Below are 22323 nucleotides of genomic sequence, written 5' to 3' on the forward strand. Positions count from 1 at the left end.
TTTAAGAGAATAAGGAAGCTTTTTTCGATTATTTAGGCAATACATAATATAAACTAATAATCAGCTAATCTTCTGATTGTCCAAAAATTAGGTTTTTGAGGGAGAAAGTGGTTAAACTTATTAACAAAGTGGTATATAGTGGTAAAATGTGGTAATATTTTTTATATTTTTGCTGTATAACATTTTAATACATTTTCTTGAACACAATTGTAGGAACATACGAGTGTAAAGTCGATGCTAAAGGGAGGCTCCTAATGCCTGCGCCCTTAAAAAAGCAATTGGCTTCTTCTCTTCAGGACGGATTCGTCTTGAAGCGCTCTGTTTTTCAGCCTTGTTTAGAATTGTATCCAATGGAAGAATGGAACTTGATGATGCAAAAAATCAACAAGCTAAATCGCTTTGTAAAAAAGAACAATGACTTTATCCGAAGATTTACGGCTGGTGTAAAAGTGGTAGAAATTGATGCATTAGGAAGATTGTTGGTTCCGAAGGATTTGGTAGCATTTTCGGGTATCTCGAAAGATGTGGTTTTTTCATCTGCAGTTAATATTGTCGAGATTTGGGATAAAGATTTATACGAAAAATCAATAAGCGGCGAAGATATGGATTTTGCAGATCTGGCCGAAGAAGTAATGGGAAATATTAATGACGACGACAATGGAATATCATAATCCGGTTTTGCTTCATCCTACAGTTGATGGTTTAAATATTAAACCCGACGGTATTTATGTAGATGTAACGTTTGGCGGCGGAGGTCATTCAAAAGAAATATTGAAAAGATTGGGGCCAAACGGAAAATTATTTGCTTTTGATCAGGATGAAGATGCGCTTGCAAATGCGCTCCCGGATGAAAGGTTTACCTTAATTAATGAGAATTTTAGATTTATAAAAAGATTTTTACGTTTTCACGGAATAAAAAGGGTTGACGGAATTTTGGCCGATTTAGGTGTTTCATCGCATCAGTTTGATGTTCCTGAAAGAGGTTTTTCGACCCGTTTTGATGCCGATTTGGACATGCGAATGAGTCAGAAAAACGATTTAAACGCCTACAGAGTGGTTAATGAGTATGACGATGCCAATTTGAGAAGAGTGTTTTTGGATTACGGAGAATTGAAAAACGCCCCCGTTTTGTCAAGAACAATCATAGAAGCAAGAGAAAATCATCCCATCAAAACGACAGATGAGTTAAAGGATGTGTTAGCGAAATTTTTACCTGAAAGGGTACGAAATAAAATATTGGCTCAAATTTATCAGGCGATTCGTATCGAGGTAAATCAGGAAATGGATGTACTAAAAGAGTTTATCGAGCAATCGCTTGAGATTTTAAATCCAGGAGGGAGGTTTTCGGTGATTTCGTATCATTCTCTAGAAGATCGACTGGTAAAAAGATTCATTAAAAACGGAATGTTTGAAGGGGGACCAGAGCGCGATTTTTATGGGAATTTTTCGGTTCCGTTTAAAACCATCGGAAAATTAATTGTTCCGGATGATGCCGAAATTAAAATGAATAACAGAGCAAGAAGTGCAAAATTGAGAATTGCCGAAAAAATATAAATAGTTTGTAATGAAGAGCGGAGTATTTGACATCTTAAAAGCCAGATTTCTTATCAATGATGATGCGGTAAAAAACTGGCGTTTCATTGTTTTTATCATCCTGCTTGCTATAATAATGATTGCCAATACGCAGCGATACGAGCAGAAGGTTTTTGAAATAGCCAAACTGAACAATGAAGTAAAAGAATTGCGGTCAGAATTTGTAGACCGACGCTCTGAATTAATGAAATTAAAAATGGAGTCAACCATATCGGATAAAATGCTCGAAAAGCAAATTTTTCCATCAACAGTGCCTCCTGTAAAAATAGAAGTTAAAAAAGAAGAAGAAAAAAGTTTCTTTAAAAGAATATGGCAGTAGACGATAAACATATATCCTACAGAATTTACCTGGTAGCAGTTTTCATCTTTGTGATGGCAATTGCTATTGTCGTTAAATTGACCAATATTCAGTGGATTGAGGGAGATTATTACAGAAAATTAGCCAAACAGCGTACGGTTAGAAATTTTGTAATTCCAGCTAATAAAGGAAATATTTATTCGGCAGATGGAAGTTTGCTGGCAACTTCGATTCCAAATTATGAAATTCGTTTTGATTCGCAAGCGCCAAAAACAGAGACTTTTGAGAAAAATGTAAAACCATTGGCAGATTCTTTGGCATCTGTTTTAGGAAAATCAAGTAGTTATTTTCAGAATGAATTAAGAAAAGCCCGAGCAAATAAAAATCGTTATTATTTGATTGCCCGAAATTTAAGTTATACAGAATATGTAAAAATAAAAGGTTTTCCATTGTTCAAATTAGGTGCATTCAAAGGCGGTGTAATCATTGAGCAAGAGACAATTAGAGAGCATCCGATAGGGAAAATTGCTGAGAGAACAATTGGTTACGATCGAGTTGATCCGGCAACTGGAGTAGAGGTTGGAAAAGGAATCGAGTGGGCTTTTAAAAGTTATTTGAACGGAAAAGACGGTAAAATTTTAAAACAAAAAATAGCCAAAGGGCAATGGAAACCTATTCGTGATGTAAACGAAGTAGATCCTCAGGATGGTTTTGATGTGATTTCGACTCTTGATGTATTTATTCAGGATATCGCACACCATGCACTCTTGAAACAATTGCAAGAATATGAAGCCGATCACGGTTGCGTTGTGGTGATGGAAACCGAAACAGGTCATGTAAAGGCAATTGCTAATCTAGGAAGAGCAGATGACGGCTCTTATTATGAAACGACCAATTATGCGGTAGCAGAATCTCATGAGCCGGGTTCTACTTTTAAATTAGTCGATTTAATGGCTATTTTAGAAGATAAAGTAGCAGATACAAGTACTGTTTATGATACACATGGAGGAGTAGTTAAGTATTACGGAAGGTCTGTTCGTGATTCGCACATAGGAGGTTACGGAAAAATATCGTTGGCAAGAGGATTCGAACTTTCGTCAAATACGGTAATGGCCCAGGCGGTTTATCAAAACTATAAAAATAATCCGAAGAAATTTGTAGATCATATTAGAAGTTTCGGGTTGAATAAAACTCTAGGATTACATTTTAAAGGTGAAGGAAAAGCGGTAATTCCGTATCCGGGAGAAAGAGGTTGGTCTGGTATTTCACTTCCGTGGATGGCTTTTGGTTATGAAGTTTCGGTAACACCAATGCAAACCTTGACTTTTTATAATTCGGTAGCGAATAATGGTGTAATGGTAAAACCACAATTTGTTTCAGAAATCAAAGAGTGGAATAAAACCATTAAAAAGTTTGATGTAGAGGTTATTAACCCAAAGGTTTGTTCGCCGGAAACCATCAAAAAATTAAAAGCAGTACTGTTAAATGTGGTTAAAAAAGGAACTGGTTCTAAATTATACTCGAAAGATTTTTCGATGGCAGGAAAAACAGGGACAGTTCAGGTAAATTACGGAAAAGCAGGTAAAGAAGGCTTGTATTATGCGTCTTCTTTCGTGGGTTATTTTCCAGCAGATCATCCTAAATATTCGTGTATTGTGGTGGTACATAAACCTAATACGGCAAAAAACAATTATTACGGAGCAGATGTCGCCGGGCCCGTTTTTAAGCGTATTGCCCAAAAAATATTTACTGATGCACCATCGACAAATCAGATAAAAAATTTAGAAAAAAGAATACCAAAGCAGGATAATAGTTATGATAATTACACTGCGCAAGTCAATAAAAAACACAAGAGTATTCCCAATTTAAAAGGAATGCCTGGCATGGATGCTATTGCTTTGCTTGAAAATTTAGGTTTAAAGGTAAAAGTAAATGGCGTAGGAAAAGTGAAGAATCAATCGATTCAGGCGGGACAAAATATTGTAAAAAATACAACCATAGTTTTAGAATTATCGTGAAAATATTAAAAGACATATTATATAAAGTAGCTATCGAATCTGTAACGGGTTCGACGGATATTGCCATTCATAAAATTGATTTTGATTCGAGAAAAATAGAAGAAAATGATCTTTTCGTGGCCATTCGCGGATCACTTTCTGATGGGCATGATTTTATCGAAAAAGCGATTCAGTTAGGTGCAACTGCGATTATTTGCGATACTTTGCCGGAAAAATTAGAAAAAGGAATTACCTATATAAAAGTACAAGACACCAATGCTGCATTGGCTTTTATGGCAGCTAATTTTTTTGAAAATCCTTCTGAAAAGTTAAAATTGGTAGGGGTAACGGGGACAAACGGAAAGACAACTATTGCGTCATTATTGTTTCAATTGTTTGAAAACGCTGGTTTTAAAGTTGGTTTGCTGTCCACTGTAAAAATCATGGTCGATAAGATAGAATATAAAGCGACACATACTACGCCGGATTCTATTACGATCAATTATTATTTGAATGAAATGGTCAAAGCTGGCGTAACGCATTGTTTTATGGAAGTGAGTTCACACGGGATTCATCAAAAAAGAACAGAAGCGTTGCATTTTGTTGGCGGAATTTTTACAAATCTATCGCATGACCATTTAGATTACCATCCCACATTTGCAGAATACAGAGATGTAAAAAAATCATTTTTTGATTCGTTGCCTAAAACAGCTTTTGCGTTATCGAATAGTGATGATAAAAATGGAGCGGTAATGTTGCAAAATACTGTAGCCAGAAAACGTACGTATGCGCTTAAAACCTATGCAGATTTTAAAGCCATTATTTTAGAAAGCCAAATGTCTGGTTTGTTATTGAAGGTAAACGAGAACGAAGTTTGGGTAAAACTAATCGGGACTTTTAATGCCTACAATGTGTTAGCTATCTACGGAACTGCTATAGAATTAGGAATGGATAGCCTTGAGGCTTTGCGATTGCTATCTGATTTGGAGAGTGTTTCAGGGCGTTTTCAGTATATAATTTCCGAGAGTAATATTACGGCTATCGTTGATTATGCACATACTCCAGATGCGCTAGAGAATGTTTTGAAAACCATCGAAGATGTCCGTACCAAAAACGAGCAATTGATAACGGTTGTGGGATGCGGAGGAAACAGAGACAAAACAAAGCGTCCTATAATGTCCAAAATTGCTACAGATCTTAGCGATAAAGCGATTTTAACTTCGGATAACCCGAGAAACGAAAATCCAGAAGTCATTTTGGACGAAATGGAAAGAGGAGTAGAACCGCAGAATTACAAAAAAATGCTACGAATCACCGATCGAAAACAAGCCATAAAAACAGCTTGCCAATTGGCACAGCCTAACGATATTATTCTGATTGCAGGCAAAGGACACGAGACCTATCAGGAAGTAAATGGAGTTCGCCATCATTTTGATGATATGGAAACGGTGAAAGAAATTTTAGAACAATTAGGAAAATAAAAAAGTTTAATCGGTTAATTGATTATTCGTTTAGTCGAATAATTATTAAATCAAAAACTTACGAATAAACAAATTAACGATTAACCAGATAAACCAAGATATATGTTATACTATTTATTTGAATATTTAGACAAAACATTAGACGTGCCGGGAACGGGAGTTTTTCAGTACATCACTTTTAGATCGGCGCTGGCATTGATGCTTTCATTGCTTTTGTCAACGATTTACGGAAAAAGAATTATCAATTTTTTGAGAAGTCAGCAAGTTGGTGAGACTGTCCGTGAGCTTGGTCTTGCAGGTCAAAATGAAAAAGCAGGAACACCAACAATGGGGGGGCTGATCATCATTTTTGCAACGCTGGTACCTGTTTTGTTATTTGCCCGTTTGCATAATATCTATATCGTATTGCTTATTGTTACCACTCTTTGGATGGGAACGATTGGTTTTATTGACGATTATATCAAAATATTCAAAAAAGACAAACAAGGACTTAAAGGAATTTTTAAGGTAATCGGACAAGTTGGTTTGGGAATAATAGTAGGAACGGTGCTTTATTTTAATCCTGCAGTGACTGTTAGAACCGATACAGGAAGATCAGATATTTATAAAACAACCAATACAACGGTGGTTTTGCCTGCTCCTGTAGAAGAAAAATCGACAGCGACGACTATTCCTTTTGTAAAAAACAACGAATTTGATTATGCTGAAATATTGGCTTTTACAGGTGAAGGATACGAAAAATGGGCTTGGCTAATTTTTATTCCGGTAGTAATTTTTATCATAACAGCGGTTTCAAATGGAGCTAATTTAACAGACGGTATAGATGGTCTCGCCGCAGGAACATCTGCAATATCGGTCCTCGCACTCGGGATTTTCACCTTCGTTTCGGGAAATATTATTTTTTCTAATTATCTGAATATAATGTATATCCCCAATTCTGGAGAAATGACGGTTTTTATATCTGCTTTTGTTGGTGCGCTAATCGGATTTCTGTGGTACAATTCGTTTCCGGCATCAGTTTTTATGGGAGATACAGGAAGTTTAACTATTGGAGGAATTATTGCAGTTTTGGCAATTGCAGTTCGAAAAGAAATATTAATTGTTCTCTTTGGAGGAATCTTTTTGGCAGAAAGCGCTTCTGTAATTCTACAGGTGGCTTACTTTAAATACACCAAAAAACGTTTTGGAGAGGGCAGAAGAATTTTCTTGATGTCGCCTCTACATCACCATTATCAGAAGAAAGGATACCATGAAAGTAAAATCGTGACCCGTTTTTGGATTGTTGCTATCATGTTGGCCATATTATCAATTGTGACCTTAAAACTACGATAGATGAGGCTAGTCATTTTAGGAGGAGGAGAAAGCGGTGTAGGTACTGCTATTCTGGGAAAGAAAAAAGGATACGATGTTTTTGTATCGGATTTTGGAAAGATAAAAGAAAGTTATAAAGAAGTTCTTATTATTAATGGAATTGACTGGGAGGAAGAAAAACATACCGAAGACCTGATTTTGAATGCCGATGTTGTCATGAAAAGTCCGGGGATCCCAGAGAAATCTCCCATAGTAAAAAAGCTTATTGCCGCTGGAATAAAAGTGATTTCGGAAATCGAATTTGCAAAACCTTTTACCAAAGCTTTAACAATAGGAATAACGGGTAGTAACGGTAAAACCACCACCACAATGCTTACCCATCATCTGTTAAAATCCGCTGGGCTAAATGTAGCGCTGGGAGGAAACATCGGAAAAAGTTTTGCATGGCAAGTGGCCGAAGACAAATACGATGTATATGTGCTCGAGTTAAGCAGTTTCCAGCTGGACGGAATCATAGATTACAGACCAGATATTGCTGTCATCATCAATATTAGTCCGGATCATTTAGACCGATACGAATATAAATTTGAAAATTACATCAATTCTAAATTTAGAATAACGATGAATCAGACGGAGAGCGATTACCTTATTTATGATGCAGATGATGAGGCAATCGCAGGATGGTTACAGAGTAACAAAACAAAAGCAAAATTAATCCCTTTTTCATTGTCTAAAGAATTCAATGAAGGGGCTTCTATAAAAGACAATAAAATGGAAATAAAGATTAACCAAGAAGAGTTTACAATGGAAACAGAATACATTGCGTTAGAAGGAAAACATAATATGAAAAACGCAATGGCAGCAAGCTCTGTAGCAAAATTGATGCAAATTAGAAAGGCAACAATTCGCGAAAGTTTATCTAATTTTCAAGGTGTTGAACACCGTCTAGAAAAAGTACTGAAAATTCAGAATGTACAGTATATTAATGATTCAAAAGCAACGAATGTAAACGCTGCTTTCTTTGCTTTAGATAGTATGAATGTGCCAACGGTCTGGATTGTAGGTGGTGTTGATAAAGGAAATGATTACAACGAATTGATGTCATTGGTTCGCGAAAAAGTAAAGGCAATTATTTGCCTTGGTGTAGACAATCACAAAATTATAAGTGCTTTTGGTGATGTTGTAGATATAATGGTTGAAGTCAATAATATGAAAGATGCTGTAAAAACAGCCCAACGCTTAACCGAAAAAGGAGATGCGGTTTTATTATCACCAGCTTGCGCAAGTTTCGACTTATTCGAAAATTACGAAGACAGAGGAAAGCAGTTTAAACAAGCGGTGCAAAATTTATAAAAAAAAGTTTCAAGTTTTAAGTTTCAGGTTAGACGAACTTGAAACCTGAAACTAAAGAAACGTGAAACAGAAAAATATGAAACAACTCGTAAACAAATTAAAAGGAGATAGGGTAATATGGTCATTCGTGGCTTTATTGGCGTTGTTTTCGTTTATGCCTGTTTTTAGTGCGAGTAGTAATTTGGCCTACATAGGTCACGGTACAGGAAATACACTAGGTTATTTGGTCAAACATTTGGCACATATTTGTATTGGTTTCATGATCATTTATTGGGTGCATAAAGTACCGTACCATTATTTTAGGGCGATTTCAAAAATTGCATTGCCTATCGTTTGGATACTATTGCTTTATACATTACTAAAAGGAACTGTAATTGCAGGCGCTAATGCGAGTCGTTGGATTCAGGTGCCGTTTATCGGAATCACTTTTCAGACTTCTACAATGGCGGCTATTGTGCTGTTTATATTTGTGGCTCGTTATTTGTCTAAAACAAAAGAAGAAAATGAGCCCTTCCAGGCTTCCCTAATTCAGTTGTGGGTACCGGTTTTTATCACATTAGCACTTATTTTACCCGCTAACTTTTCGACAACAGCGTTGATTTTTTCAATGGTAATTATGCTAACATTTATTGGTAAATATCCTTTAAAATATATTAGTTTCATTATTGGTTCAGGTGTTGTTATGCTGGTTTTCTTTTTGCTTATCGCGAAAGCATTTCCCGAATCACGTTTTTTTAGCAGGGTAGGAACCTGGGGAAGCCGTATAGAAAATTTTACGACAGACAAACCAGACGAAGATGATTATCAAATAGAAAAAGCAAAAATTGCTATTGCATCAGGAAGATTTGGAGGCTTAGGACCAGGTAAAAGTGTTCAGAAGAACTTTTTGCCACAATCCTCTTCCGATTTTATTTACGCCATTATTGTAGAAGAATACGGTCTTGTTGGCGGAGTTTCGATCTTGCTTTTGTATTTATTGCTTTTGTTTCGATTTGTAATTGCCTCGCACAAAGCTAATACATTATTCGGAAAATTAGTCGTCGTCGGCCTCGGGTTTCCGATGATATTTCAGGCGATGATTAATATGGCAGTAGCGGTAGAATTATTGCCTGTAACAGGACAAACGCTTCCGCTGATAAGTAGTGGTGGTAGTTCTATTTGGATGACCTGTTTTTCACTCGGAATTATCATTAGCGTGACTAAAAAAGACGAGGAAATTGTCGAAGAGCAGATAGAAAAGGAAAAACGCAAAGAAGCACTTCAACGATTAATTGACAGGGAATTAAGCGAAGAAGATTTACCAAGCGATCAGGAAGAAGAAATGTATTCTATTGAAGATAATTCGAAAAATCCGATGAACGCAGTTTTAAATAAATAAAAAAAGATAGTTTTTAAAGCGTTATAATTTTAAAAAATATGACTAAGTATAAATTCATATTAAGTGGTGGTGGAACAGGAGGGCATATTTATCCTGCGATTGCTATTGCAAACGAATTAAAACTACAATTTCCGGATGCAGAGTTTCTTTTTGTGGGTGCCCAAAATAAAATGGAGATGCAAAAAGTACCGCAGGCGGGATACGAAATAAAAGGTCTTTGGATTGCTGGTTTACAGAGAAAATTAACCCTGCAAAATTTGATGTTTCCGTTAAAATTGGCAACAAGTTTGCTGGAGTCAAGACGTATTATCAAACAATTTAAGCCTAATGTAGTGATAGGCACAGGTGGTTTTGCCAGTGGTCCATTATTGCAGGCAGCAGGAGGAGCAGGAATCCCGACAGTTATTCAGGAACAGAACTCGTTTCCTGGGATAACCAATAAATTATTGAGCAGAAGAGCCAATAAAATCTGTGTTGCTTACGAGAATTTAGAGCGCTTTTTTCCAAAAGAAAAAATGGTTTTAACGGGTAATCCGGTTCGTCAGGATTTAATAGATATTGACAGTAAAACAGATGAAGCAATTGCTTTTTATGGCTTAGATCCAAATAAAAAAACACTTTTGGTTTTAGGCGGAAGTTTGGGGGCTAGAAGGCTAAACCAATTAATCGAAAAGGAATTGCCTACTTTACTTTCTCTGGATGTTCAAATTATCTGGCAATGTGGGAAATTATATTTTGAAGAGTATAAAAAACACAGTCAGCAAAACGTAAGAGTCGTTGATTTTATTGAAAGAATGGATTTTGTCTACGCTGCAGCGGATGTGATCATTTCGCGCGCCGGAGCCTCATCGGTTTCAGAATTATGTATTGTAGGGAAGCCTGTTATTTTTATTCCATCACCGAATGTTGCAGAAGATCATCAAACAAAAAATGCTCAGGCAATTGTAGATGAAAAAGGAGCTATTTTATTGAAAGAATCAGAATTAGAAAGCCAATTTAGTATTGTTTTTGAAGCCCTGTTGAAAGATGACGGCAAACAAAAACAGTTGGGTGCCAATATAAAAAAGTTGGCCAAGCCAAATGCTACCAAAGATATTGTAGCGCAGATTATTAATTTGTTATAATGTAAGTTTTAATCGAAATTATAAAACGGCATCAAAAAACAGAAGCTTATTTTAGGGCTTCTTGAACGTAGAAACAAGTAAAAAGACAAAGGGCTAACAGTTAGTTTTTTATAAAATAAAAACGAAAGTTAGACGCTTATAAATAAAAATAAAATGAATTTAAATCAGATACATAACGTTTATTTTATTGGTATCGGAGGCATCGGAATGAGTGCACTGGCCCGCTATTTTAAAAACATAGGGAAACAGGTTTCTGGTTATGATAAAACGCCTTCAATGCTTACAAATGAGCTGATTGAAAGCGGTATTAACATTCATTTTGAAGATAATATTAATTTAATTCCAAGTGATTATTTCGTAGAGAATACATTGGTGATTATTACGCCTGCGGTTCCAATATCGCATTCAGAATGGAACTATTTTCTGGAAAGAGAATATCAGGTCAAAAAAAGAGCTGAGGTTTTAGGCATTATTACAAAAGATACGTTTTGTTTTGCAGTTGCAGGTACGCACGGAAAGACCACTACTTCAAGTATTTTAGGGCATATTTTATTTGAAAGTGGCGCTGATGTTACCGCTTTTGTGGGCGGAATTGTAGAGAATTATAATTCGAATTTAATTGGAAGCGGAAAAACCGTTACGGTTGTTGAGGCAGATGAATTTGATCGTTCTTTTTTGCATTTGCATCCTAATATTGCGTGTATCACTTCTATGGATGCCGATCATTTGGATATTTACGGAACAAGTGAAGCTATCGAAGAATCGTTCGTAGAATTTGCTTCGAAAGTAGCGGACAAAAATAATCTTTTTATAACCAAAGAATTACCCTTAGAAGGCATTCAGTGTGCTATAAATGAAGAAGCGGTTTACAAAGCTTTTAATGTTCGTATAGAAAACGCCAGTTATGTTTTTGATGTGCAAACGCCGTCAGAAATTATCAAAGATTTGCATTTTGGTTTGCCTGGAAAACACAATTTAATGAATGGGCTAATGGCTATTGCGATGGCCAAAACGTTTGGCACCCCGACCGAATCCATTGCAAGAGCTATTGCTTCATTCAGAGGAATCAGAAGACGTTTTTCGTATCAGATTAAGACCGAAAAATTAGTTTATATTGATGATTATGCACATCATCCAACAGAAATAAAAGCAGTGCATCAGGCGGTTAGAGAATTATATCCTGATCAAAAAGTTTTAGCTGTTTTTCAGCCACATTTATTTAGCAGAACAAAAGATTTTATAGATGGTTTTGCCGAAAGTCTGTCTGCTTTTGATGAAGTACTTTTGATGGATATTTATCCCGCACGCGAATTACCAATGGAAGGTGTGACATCGGAATGGTTGTTGGGGAAAATGACAAATTCGAACAAAAAAATCGTTGCAAAAGAAGATTTATTAGCGTCCATCAAAGCTAGCGATGTGCCAATAATTGTTACGATAGGAGCTGGTGATATTGGAGAAATGGTTCCGTCAATCAAAAAAATGTTAAATGAAACTATTTAATTGGACAAACATTCGATTACTGCTCATTTTTGGGCTTGTACTTTTTTTGTATTCGTTTGCTCAACATCGAAACGGAGATCGGAAACTGAAAAAATCTACGGTAGTTTTTGTAGGAGAAAATACAATTTTTGTCACTCCCGAAACGGTTAATAAATTGTTGATAGAAAATAAAAGAGATGCTTCAAGTATTAGAAAAGATGAAGTAGATTTGAATAAAATAGAGAAAACCCTTGATACGCAAGAGATGATTGAAAAGTCAGATGTATTTGTAAGTATCGATGGGGTTCTTAAAGCGGTGGTAAAACAGAAGACTCCTGTAGCTCGTTTTTTTGACGGGCAAAGGTCGTTTTATATTGATTATAAGGGTGGTAGAATGCCGCTTTCTGATAATTTTACAGCCAGAGTTCCTCTTGTTTCGGGAACCATAAATGAAAAAAATAACGAAGATTTAGCTACTTTATTTCGCTTAATTTATGACGATGTGTTTTTGAAGAAAAACATCATTGCAATACAAATTATGCCTAATGGTAGCTTAAAAATGTTTAACAGAAATTATAATTACTTCATTGATTTTGGAAGAACGATAAATGTTGAACGAAAATTTGAAAATTATAAAGCCTTTTTTCAAAAAGCTGTTTTAGATAGCTCGCTTTATAAATATAAAAAGATTGATTTAAGGTTTACGGAACAAGTAGTTTGCACAAAATAATAGAAAATGGGAAAAGATAACATTGCAGTAGGTCTAGATATTGGAACAACCAAAATAGTTGCCATGATAGGCAAGAAGAATGAGTATGGTAAGTTGGAAATTTTAGGAATTGGAAAATCCAAAAGTTTGGGTGTTGCCAGAGGAGTTGTAAACAACATTACGCAAACTATTCAGTCAATTCAACAAGCGATACTTGAAGCAGAAAATAATTCAGGTTACAAAATAAAAGATGTCGTTGTGGGTATTGCCGGACAGCACATCAGAAGTATTCAGCATACAGATTACATCAGCAGGAGCAATCCTGAAGAGGTAATTGGCGAAAATGATATTCAACTTTTGATTGATCAGGTAAACAAATTAGCCATGTTACCGGGAGAAGAAATTATTCATGTTTTGCCACAAGAATTTAAAATTGATGGTCAATCTGAAATAAAAGAGCCAATTGGTATGTATGGCGGAAGATTGGAATCTAGTTTTCATGTCGTAGTAGGTCAGGCTTCTTCTATCAGAAATGTCGGAAGATGTATTCAGAGCTCAGGAATCGAATTGTCGGGTTTAACATTAGAACCTTTAGCTTCGGCTGATGCAGTTTTAAGTCAGGAAGAAAAAGAAGCAGGTGTAGCGCTAATTGATATCGGTGGAGGAACAACAGATTTAGCCATTTTTAAGGACGGAATTATTCGTCATACCGCTGTAATTCCTTTCGGAGGAAATGTTATTACAGAGGATATTAAAGAGGGTTGTTCTATTATCGAAAAACAAGCAGAGCTTTTAAAAATAAAATTCGGATCTGCATGGCCGGGAGAAAATAAAGATAATGAGATCGTTTCTATTCCGGGTCTAAGAGGCAGAGAACCTAAGGAAATTTCGCTTAAAAACTTATCTAAAATCATTCACGCTCGTGTGGTTGAAATTATAGAACAGGTTTTTGCAGAAATAAAAGCATACGGACATGAAGATCCGCGCAAAAAATTGATTGCTGGAATTGTACTTACAGGTGGCGGCGCTCAACTAAAGCATATTAAGCAATTGGTAGAGTACATTACGGGGATGGACACTAGAATTGGATATCCAAACGAGCATCTGGCGGGTAATTCTAGTGAAGAAATCTCAAGTCCTTTGTTTGCAACTGCAGTTGGTCTAGTAATGAATAGTATCGAAAATAGTACACAAAGTGCTGTGCAAATGCAAGTTGTAAATGAGCAGACAAAAGTGGTGTACAGAAATGCGCCACCCGTGCAGCAACAACGATACGAAGTAGAAGAAAATTACGTTGAAAGAGTAGAAATTATCGAAGAAACGCCACGAGAAATTAGAAATAATGTGGTTAAAGAAGAATCTACGGAGACCAAAATAAGAAGATCATTTTTTGATCGATATGTCGATAAAATCAAAGATTTTTTAGACAACGCAGAATAAATTAGAATAAAAAAAGAAAAGGATTACTTTTTGCCCCAAGTCAAGAAGTAAAAAATGTATTAAATAAGAATTTCAAAACCAAAACATGATGAGCAACTCAGAATTTGGAAGCATTTCATTTGATTTACCAAAAAACCAATCAAATGTTATAAAAGTTATAGGTGTAGGTGGAGGTGGTAGTAACGCTATCAACCACATGTTTAAGCAAGGTATTAAAGGGGTAGATTTTATCGTTTGTAATACAGACTCGCAAGCACTTCAAAACAGTGCCGTTCCGAATAAGATTCAATTAGGGGTTAATTTAACAGAAGGTCTTGGCGCTGGTGCAAATCCAGATGTAGGACAGCAATCTGCTATTGAAAGTATTGCCGATATCGAAAAAATGTTGGATCGCAATACCAAAATGGTTTTTATTACTGCCGGTATGGGTGGCGGAACAGGAACAGGTGCTGCTCCGGTTATTGCTCAATTAGCCAAAGAAAGAGAGATTCTGACAGTGGGTATCGTTACGATCCCTTTTCAGTTTGAAGGAAAAGTGCGTCAGGAGCAAGCACTTTTAGGAATCGAGAAGTTGCGTAAGCAAGTAGATTCTCTAATTGTAATTAACAATAATAAATTAAGAGAAGTTTACGGAAATCTTGGTTTTAAAGCAGGATTCTCGAAAGCCGACGAAGTTTTGGCAACCGCATCAAGAGGTATTGCCGAAGTTATAACGCATCACTATACGCAAAATATCGATTTACGTGATGCCAAAACCGTATTGTCTAATAGCGGAACTGCGATTATGGGTTCTTCTGTTGCGGCTGGTGAAAACAGAGCAAAAGAAGCCATTGTATCGGCGTTGGATTCTCCGTTATTAAATGATAATAAAATTACAGGAGCCAAAAACGTATTGTTGCTTATCGTTTCTGGATCAAACGAAATTACCTTGGATGAAATCGGAGAAATCAATGATCACATTCAGGCAGAAGCTGGTTTTAATGCTAATATTATCATGGGGGTTGGTGAAGACGATACCCTTGGTGATGCTATTGCTGTAACCATTATTGCAACAGGTTTTGATGTCGAACAACAAAACGAGATTGTAAATACAGAACCTAAAAAAATCATACATACCTTAGAAGATGAGCAAAGAAGTGTTCATAATCTAACCAATAAAACACTAACTTCTTTTGATCTAAATGCGGAGTCAACTACTGCTAAATCAGATGAGAAAATTGTTTTTGATTTAATGGAAGATCCGGTTGCTCCTACAATACCTACTCCGATTGCTGTTGCTCCAGTGATCAATCAGGAGGAGTTAGTGGTGATGTCTGAATTTATTAAAAATCTGGATGTAACTTTTGAAATTGTTTCGCCAATCACCGATATCGATTTTACCATTTCAGCTGCCGAAACAACCAAAGTAGAAGAGGTGAAACCAGTGCAACATCGATTTATGGAAAGAGAAGAACAAACTACTTTTTCTTTTGATTTACCACTTTTCAGACAAGAGCCAGAAGTAAAAAAACAGCCTGTTGTTGAGGAAGAAAATAAAATTTTATTCGAATTAACAAACGAAACGCGTAATATAAAAGTGCACGATCCTGTACAGTTTGTTCCGGTTACAGAACTTTCTGAAAACGGAATAATTAAATATTCTTTAGAAGAGTACATGGAAGTAGAGAACGATCTGATCGCTTCGAAACCGGTTGAAAAACCTATTGAAGAGGTAATTCCGGCAGAACTTAATATCACGCTTAAACCAAAAATTGATTTTGCTCAGGAAGTTACTTCTAACGCATCTGAAAATATTTCTCCGATGGAATTGACCATTGAAGAAACTTTGCGATTAAGAGCTGAAGAAAGAAGAAAGAAGCTAAAGGAATTTAATTATAAATTTCATAATAATGTTTCCAGAATTGATGAGCTCGAAAAAGAGCCTGCTTACAAAAGATTAGGCATTGATTTATCTAATTCGCAGTCAGGGCCAACTAATTCTAGAATTTCAGTAGGGACAGATAGTAATAACGATTTGCAATTACGTTCAAATAATTCATTTTTGCACGACAATGTAGATTAATTTTACTTTCATCAAAATAGAGATAGCCCGAAAATTGGATTTAATTTTCGGGTTATTTTTTTTATCTTCGCACAGAATTTCAGAATTTGACTTTCTAATGAAGAAATAAAAGAATTTCAATTTTTATAGAATATTCAAAAAAACTATTAATATATAAGCCTGGCTTATTAAAATAAAAATAAAGATGAGTTTACAAATACAAATCATGGACGAAATTAAAAACGCCATGAGAGCAAAAGATACCGTAGCATTGGAAGCATTAAGAGCAATCAAATCTGAAATGTTATTGGCAGCAACTGCATCAGGTTCTAAAGAAGAACTTACAGGGGATGACGAAATAAAATTATTGCAAAGACTTGTAAAAACCCGTAAAGAAAGTGCTAGGATTTTTACAGAACAAAATCGTCCTGATTTGGCAGAACCAGAATTAGCACAAATTGCGGTAATTGAGAAGTTTTTGCCAGCACAATTAAGCGAAGCTGAAGTAGAAGCTGTAATTGCAAAAATTATTGCAGAAACAGGAGCTTCTGGAATAGCATCTATGGGTAAAGTAATGGGATTGGCGTCTGCACAGTTGGGTGGAACTGCCGAAGGAAAAACCATTTCTACAATCGTTAAGAAATTACTTGTATAAAAAAAGCTTTTAGAATTCAGATTTAATTCAAATCTGAATTCTAAAATCATAAATTTACAATAAACTGACCGCGTAGTTCAACTGGATAGAATATCAGATTTCGGCTCTGAGGGTTGGGGGTTCGAACCCCTCCGCGGTCACAAATAATTAGCAAAAGCTTGAGAACCCATGTTCTCAGGCTTTTTTTATGGTTTGAAAGTTATTTTGTAATTTGTTTGCTTTTTGTGGAGCCAATATTTGAAATTGATTTTGTTTCGAATCCTATCATGGGTATTCGATTTCTTCATCATAATTTATTGTTTTATAAATTATGATGAAGATACTATAATCCGTAACTTCGACTCTGCTTTTTAGTTTGCATGCTATCAATATTCGTATGAGAAAAGAACATGTTGAAATTATCGAAAATTTATCCAATCATTCTATCAATTACTTAGTGGTTGGTGGATGGGCAATCTTATTTAATGGATTTAAAAGACTTCCTAATGATCTAGATATTTGGATTGAAAACGAAAAGAAAAATATAGAAAAATTACAAAAATCAGGAATTATATCTGATACATTTATAGAAGACAATTTTTATATTAAAATTGTGAAGAATAATTGCAAGATAGAATTGATATCGCAAATGAATGGTCTGCTTTTTAAGGAGAGTTTTGAGAATAAAGGAACTATAGTTGTTAATAATAACGATGTAAACTATTTAAATATAGCAGACATTATAACGAATAAAAAACTTTTAAAAAGAAAAAAAGATCTAATTGATTTAAATCGAATTTTATGCCAGTAACACTTAATTTACAATTACCACAAAAAGAATTTTATGTTTTTAAAAATGATTTAGAAGATATAAAATCAATTGCAGATTTTATCATTCCCGGTGACGATTTTTACTGGAATAATAATGATGAGCTATATAAAAATAATAATTATCTCTTTGAATTGTCTTGGGAATTTCATGACCTAATAACAAATGAGAGTGTTGAGTTAAAACAATTATATGGAGAAAAAGATATAGAAAAATTCCCTTTTAATTTTTATTATCAAAAATCAAATCCTGAAGACCGCAGGGTGTTTTTATCTTCATGGGAAAATACAATAAATCCATACTTATTAAATGATTTTTTAAATAAAATTGTGCAGAGTGATTTTTACAGTAACCTAAAAGAGGAAACCCAGAATCAGATTACTAAAACAATTAAGCTTACCGAAATAGCAATGAAATATTCAGTTAGAATAGGAATAACTATAGATCCTGATTAAAAAGCTAAAAGCTCTAAATGAAATACTTATTAAATGTGTGTATTTACTTAAAAATAGAAATGATTTTTATTTGAGATAATTCTTATATTCGTTAAAAATTAAAATTCAAATTAAAGCCACAAAATAGAATAAGAATTGTAATATTCAAATGATTCTTTGACAAAGAAATGCTGGTAAATGACACTATTATATCCGATCGTCTTTATCGAAAAAAAAACATTCATCTTAATAATTTTTAATACATAAATGAAATATTATTTTAAACTAACCTGTATTGCCATTTCGATTTTATTTATTTCACACAACTCTTTCTCACAAATAAAAGACGACTATCAAACAAAAATAGACAGCTTGATTCAAGTAACAACCCCAAGAAGTTTTAATGGAGTTGTTTTTATTCAACAAAACGGAAAAATAAAATATGCAAAAGCATACGGTTATTCTAATTTCAATAAAAAAACGATATTAAAAACTTCTGATAGATTTTCGACAATGTCAATTGCCAAACAATTTACGGCGACACTTATTTTACAAGAAGTAGAAAAAGGGACGATTAATTTACAAACACCCATTCGTAAATATTTGCCAGATTTTAAATATTCTTGGGCAGACACCATTACTGTTCATCAATTACTCAACAATACCTCTGGCTTGGATAGTGAAGATATTGACAAACCTTTAAAATTTGCACCAGGAACCGCTTTTCGTTATTCCAATGTTGGCTATTATGTAGCAGGACAAGTTCTGGAAAAGCAAAGTAATAAAAGTTTTCAAGAGTTAGTAACTGCCTTATTTGAAAAATGTAAAATGACCAATAGCTATTACCCTAATGATATAAATAATAAGTTTTTAACAAAAGGGCACACTATAAAAAAAGACGGAATTATTAAATTTAACGAGCAATTAAATTTTGACATTCATAATTATTTTGGCAGTCATTTAATAGTTTCAGCTCCCGATTTAGCAAAATGGAACGAATGTTTGCATACGGGAAAGTTATTAAAACCGGATACTTATAAAATGATGACCACTTATTCTATAACTAACACACACCAACTTTTTAGTGATAAACCTATTGGTTATGGGTATGGATTGCGAATAAATGATAAAGACAGTATTATGGAAATTGGACATACAGGTTTTCATCCGAGTGAAGGATTTACATCGGTCAATCTTTATTATCCAAAAACTAAAACCAGCGTTATTGTTATGGAAAATCAGGCGAACGAAAATTTTGATATTGCTTATTATTTTGAACAGGAAATTAGAAAAATTATTAAAGAAAGTAAGCTTTTGAAATAAGCTATATCTGTCAAAATATAGATTCTTTATCGTTTATCCACCGCTACTCTGTAATTAGGATCTTCGATTATGCTTACATCTATTACCGCCTCGGCATTTCTAAGGAGTTCTCTGCAGTCGGCACTGAGGTGTTTTAATTCAACTGTTTTACCGGCCTGACTGTATTTTCTTGTTAGATTATTCAAAGAATCGATAGCCGACATGTCGCTGACACGGCTTTCTTTGAAGTCTATTATAATGTGTTGTGGATCCTCTTCAATATTAAATTTTCCCATAAAATTCATTACTGATCCGAAGAAGAGAGGTCCGTAGATTTCGTAATGTTTAATTCCGTTATCATCGATATAAGTTCTTGCACGAATGCGTTTAGCACTTTCCCAGGCAAAAACAAGCGCCGAAATGATTACTCCAACAAGAACAGCTAAAGCCAAATTATGTAGCAGAACAGTGATTACTGCCACCAATATTCCGACGAAAATATCGTGCTTTGGCATTTTATTGATAATGTTAAAGCTGGCCCATTCAAATGTTCCGAAAGCGACCATTATCATGACACCAACTAATGCTGCCATTGGCAATTTTCCGATTAACGGTGCTCCGAAGAGAATAATTAGAAGAATGGTAATGGCGGCTATAATTCCTGACAGTCTTGCTCTTGATCCTGCCGAAAGATTTACCAAAGTCTGTGCAATCATAGGACATCCTCCCATACCAAAAAAGAATCCGTTAGTAATATTTGAGGCGCCTTGAGCAATACATTCTCTATTGCCGTTACCGCGTGTACCCGTGATCTCATCTACTAAGTTTAATGTCAGCAGACCTTCGGTTAGACCAACTGCCGCAACTATTAGCGAGTAAGGCATAATAATTTTTATAGTTTCAAAATTTAAAGGAATTTGTGGAATGTGAAATGGAGGAAAACCACCTTGAACAGAAGCAATATCCTGAACAGTTTTTGTATGGATATTGAATACCAAAACCAAAACAAAGATCACGATGATGGCAACTAATGAGGAAGGAATCGCTTTTGTGATTTTAGGAAATAGAAACACAATAGCGATGGTTAAGGCAACCAATCCCAGCATAATGTAAAGACTATTGCCCTGAAGCCAAACGATTTCGCCATTGATGAGCGTTTTAAACTGTTCCAGCTGCGACATGAAAATGATAACAGCCAAACCATTTACAAACCCATACATTACCGGTTGCGGTACCAATCGGATAAATTTACCCAATTTGAAAACTCCTAATAAAATTTGAAAAACTCCGGCTAGGGAGACTGCTGCCAATACATATTCAAGTCCGTTAGATTTCATCAAGGCGATTAGCACTACAACAGTGGCACCCGCGCCACCTGAAACCATTCCGGGTCTTCCGCCAAAAACGGCTGTAATCAGTCCCGCGATAAAAGCGGCATATAATCCCATTAAAGGAGGAAAACCTGCTAAAATAGCAAAAGAAAGAGATTCGGGTATCATGGTCATAGCTACGGTTAAACCGGCTAGAATTTCATTTTTATAATTGACTTGTTGTGAAAAGTCGAATAGATTGTAAACTTTTTTCATAATATATGTTTATGGTGTAATGTTTCTCTGTTCATTATTAGAAACAGAAAAACATACAGATAATATCGGTACTATTTTTTAGGCTTTGCCTGTCAATTCAAAAGGCTTAAATCAAGGCGGGGTAACTTTAATGAAGTATGTAATTGTAATATTTTCCATGAGTATTACAAAAATAGATTTAAAAAGACATTTATGCAAACCAATTATCGGGCGTTTTTAATATTCAGAAATCTCGAATAGGAAGTCATTAAGATCTTTTATTCATTAAAATAACGTATCTTAGTATAAAAGCTACAAAAAGCTTTCATTTAAATCGTAAAAATGTATTTCAAATACCTATTTATTTTTTGTGTTTTGTTTTCAATCACAGCAAATTCACAGTTTTTAGAACATGACAAAAATTTTAGAGCGGCAGATTCTTTACTTACAGAAGCTAGTTTTTCTGTTCATAAAGACAATTATTTTCTAACAGGGGTTCCCCTTAATACAGATATTAATCGCCAGTCTGCTGATGTAAAATATCAGGTAAGTTTTAAGCAGCGATTGAGTTCAAAGCCTTTATTGGGTGGTTTTTTCCCTTATATAATGTATACTCAAGAAGCGTTTTGGGATATTTATGCAAGTTCAAAACCATTTTCAGAAATTAATTTTAATCCAGGTATTGCCATTGTCCGTCCATTTTATATAAAAGGCGGAAGACTCACGTATGGAACGATTTCGTTTGAACACGAATCAAACGGTAGGGATTCTATTTATTCCAAAACATGGAATATGCTTGCTTTTTCACTAAAATCACAGCTTTCGCCTCGATGGACAGTGGGTTTGAGAGGATGGATTCCGATCGTTGATAAGGAGGACAATCCAGATCTTACCAAATATGTGGGGTATGGCGAAGCAAGTGCCACTTATCAGATCACTCCGGGACGGTGGAGTGCAGATATTGTTTTCAGAAAAGGAAGCGGGCTTCTTAATTATGGGTCTTTGCAAACACAGGTCAACTGGAAGCCTTACCAAAATCAGAATTATTATCTCACGCTACAATGGTTTGTGGGCTACACAGAAAGCCTGATTGATTACAACAAACACACGAGCATGTTGCGTTTGGGATTTGTGATCAAGCCTGAAAACATGAGTATTTTTTAGATTACGTTCGAATTTTCTTGTATGAATTTCTGCTTTGCGCCTTTGTAGAATACTTATACACACAATGTAGTAAAAGCTGTTTAAGAGCTATTTTTTTTACTGATTTTTTTTAAATCCTTCTAAGGTTTTATCCATCCAATTGCAACTAAGTTGTAAAACGATGTATAAAACCTTTTTTTATTGTTGAA

19 protein-coding genes and 1 tRNA gene are annotated in these 22323 nt (G+C 35.0%); 19 read left to right on the plus strand and 1 reads right to left on the minus strand.

From position 1 onward, the window contains the following. The first annotated feature begins 197 nt into the window (after nt 1-197). The 18 genes from J3495_RS01115 to J3495_RS01200 all read left to right on the plus strand — a co-directional run bounded on the left by J3495_RS01115 (nt 198) and on the right by J3495_RS01200 (nt 19427). Nucleotides 198-671 carry a division/cell wall cluster transcriptional repressor MraZ gene (locus J3495_RS01115; protein WP_210664717.1) on the plus strand — a complete coding sequence of 158 codons (474 nt, stop codon included), beginning with the start codon at nt 198-200 and terminating at the stop codon, nt 669-671. After that, a complete protein-coding gene (rsmH, locus tag J3495_RS01120; RefSeq protein ID WP_210664718.1) occupies nt 646-1554 on the plus strand; it encodes a 16S rRNA (cytosine(1402)-N(4))-methyltransferase RsmH in 909 nt (302 codons plus the stop codon). The genes J3495_RS01115 and rsmH overlap by 26 nt, the downstream gene beginning before the upstream one ends. Nucleotides 1555-1564: 10 nt before the next feature. Then, nucleotides 1565-1912, plus strand: coding sequence for an FtsL-like putative cell division protein (locus tag J3495_RS01125; RefSeq protein ID WP_210664719.1), 348 nt, complete (start codon nt 1565-1567; stop codon nt 1910-1912). Further along, nucleotides 1903-3909, plus strand: a complete 2007-nt coding sequence (locus tag J3495_RS01130) for a penicillin-binding protein (RefSeq protein WP_210664720.1) — start codon at nt 1903-1905, stop codon at nt 3907-3909. Before J3495_RS01125 ends, J3495_RS01130 begins: the two co-directional genes overlap by 10 nt. Continuing rightward, nucleotides 3906-5369: a UDP-N-acetylmuramoyl-L-alanyl-D-glutamate--2,6-diaminopimelate ligase gene (locus J3495_RS01135; protein ID WP_210664721.1), complete on the plus strand. Its 1464-nt coding sequence runs from the start codon at nt 3906-3908 to the stop codon at nt 5367-5369. The genes J3495_RS01130 and J3495_RS01135 overlap by 4 nt, the downstream gene beginning before the upstream one ends. Nucleotides 5370-5471: 102 nt before the next feature. Further along, nucleotides 5472-6701 (plus strand): phospho-N-acetylmuramoyl-pentapeptide-transferase, encoded by a 1230-nt coding sequence (gene mraY, locus J3495_RS01140; protein WP_210664722.1) that lies wholly within the window; start codon nt 5472-5474, stop codon nt 6699-6701. After that, entirely contained in the window at nt 6702-8033 is a 1332-nt protein-coding gene (gene murD, locus J3495_RS01145; RefSeq protein ID WP_210664723.1) for a UDP-N-acetylmuramoyl-L-alanine--D-glutamate ligase, read from the plus strand. It abuts the gene before it with no gap. Nucleotides 8034-8109: 76 nt separating this feature from the next. Beyond that, on the plus strand, nt 8110-9411 hold the full coding sequence (locus J3495_RS01150) for an FtsW/RodA/SpoVE family cell cycle protein (RefSeq protein WP_210664724.1): 1302 nt from the start codon (nt 8110-8112) through the stop codon (nt 9409-9411). Between the two features lie 38 nt (nt 9412-9449). Next, nucleotides 9450-10535 (plus strand): undecaprenyldiphospho-muramoylpentapeptide beta-N-acetylglucosaminyltransferase, encoded by a 1086-nt coding sequence (murG, locus tag J3495_RS01155; protein WP_210664725.1) that lies wholly within the window; start codon nt 9450-9452, stop codon nt 10533-10535. A 153-nt stretch (nt 10536-10688) separates the two neighbouring features. After that, the gene (gene murC / locus J3495_RS01160; RefSeq protein WP_210664726.1) at nt 10689-12038 is read left to right on the plus strand and encodes a UDP-N-acetylmuramate--L-alanine ligase; all 1350 of its coding nucleotides are present in this window, start codon (nt 10689-10691) and stop codon (nt 12036-12038) included. Continuing rightward, a complete protein-coding gene (locus J3495_RS01165; RefSeq protein ID WP_210664727.1) occupies nt 12025-12747 on the plus strand; it encodes a cell division protein FtsQ/DivIB in 723 nt (240 codons plus the stop codon). Before murC ends, J3495_RS01165 begins: the two co-directional genes overlap by 14 nt. 6 nt (nt 12748-12753) lie before the next feature. Beyond that, nucleotides 12754-14166 carry a cell division protein FtsA gene (gene ftsA, locus J3495_RS01170; RefSeq protein WP_210664728.1) on the plus strand — a complete coding sequence of 471 codons (1413 nt, stop codon included), beginning with the start codon at nt 12754-12756 and terminating at the stop codon, nt 14164-14166. A gap of 85 nt (nt 14167-14251) precedes the next feature. Continuing rightward, the gene (ftsZ, locus tag J3495_RS01175) at nt 14252-16228 is read left to right on the plus strand and encodes a cell division protein FtsZ (RefSeq protein WP_210664729.1); all 1977 of its coding nucleotides are present in this window, start codon (nt 14252-14254) and stop codon (nt 16226-16228) included. 184 nt (nt 16229-16412) lie between these two features. Further along, nucleotides 16413-16862, plus strand: a complete 450-nt coding sequence (locus J3495_RS01180) for a GatB/YqeY domain-containing protein (protein WP_210664730.1) — start codon at nt 16413-16415, stop codon at nt 16860-16862. A 66-nt stretch (nt 16863-16928) separates the two neighbouring features. Then, a tRNA-Arg gene (locus J3495_RS01185) sits at nt 16929-17002 on the plus strand. A gap of 236 nt (nt 17003-17238) precedes the next feature. Next, nucleotides 17239-17652: a hypothetical protein gene (locus tag J3495_RS01190; RefSeq protein ID WP_210664731.1), complete on the plus strand. Its 414-nt coding sequence runs from the start codon at nt 17239-17241 to the stop codon at nt 17650-17652. Continuing rightward, nucleotides 17643-18125 (plus strand): hypothetical protein, encoded by a 483-nt coding sequence (locus tag J3495_RS01195; protein ID WP_210664732.1) that lies wholly within the window; start codon nt 17643-17645, stop codon nt 18123-18125. Before J3495_RS01190 ends, J3495_RS01195 begins: the two co-directional genes overlap by 10 nt. Nucleotides 18126-18371: 246 nt before the next feature. Beyond that, nucleotides 18372-19427: a serine hydrolase domain-containing protein gene (locus J3495_RS01200; RefSeq protein WP_210664733.1), complete on the plus strand. Its 1056-nt coding sequence runs from the start codon at nt 18372-18374 to the stop codon at nt 19425-19427. Between the two features lie 26 nt (nt 19428-19453). Here the strand turns inward: J3495_RS01200 and J3495_RS01205 are convergent, their stop codons facing one another. Next, entirely contained in the window at nt 19454-20992 is a 1539-nt protein-coding gene (locus J3495_RS01205; RefSeq protein WP_210664734.1) for a SulP family inorganic anion transporter, read from the minus strand. A gap of 321 nt (nt 20993-21313) precedes the next feature. On the opposite strand from J3495_RS01205, the gene J3495_RS01210 reads away from it, so the two are divergent. Next, on the plus strand, nt 21314-22135 hold the full coding sequence (locus J3495_RS01210; RefSeq protein WP_210664735.1) for a phospholipase A: 822 nt from the start codon (nt 21314-21316) through the stop codon (nt 22133-22135). Nucleotides 22136-22323 lie beyond the last annotated feature (188 nt).

Source organism: Flavobacterium geliluteum (genome assembly GCF_017948595.1).
GTDB classification, from domain to species: domain Bacteria; phylum Bacteroidota; class Bacteroidia; order Flavobacteriales; family Flavobacteriaceae; genus Flavobacterium; species Flavobacterium flavipigmentatum.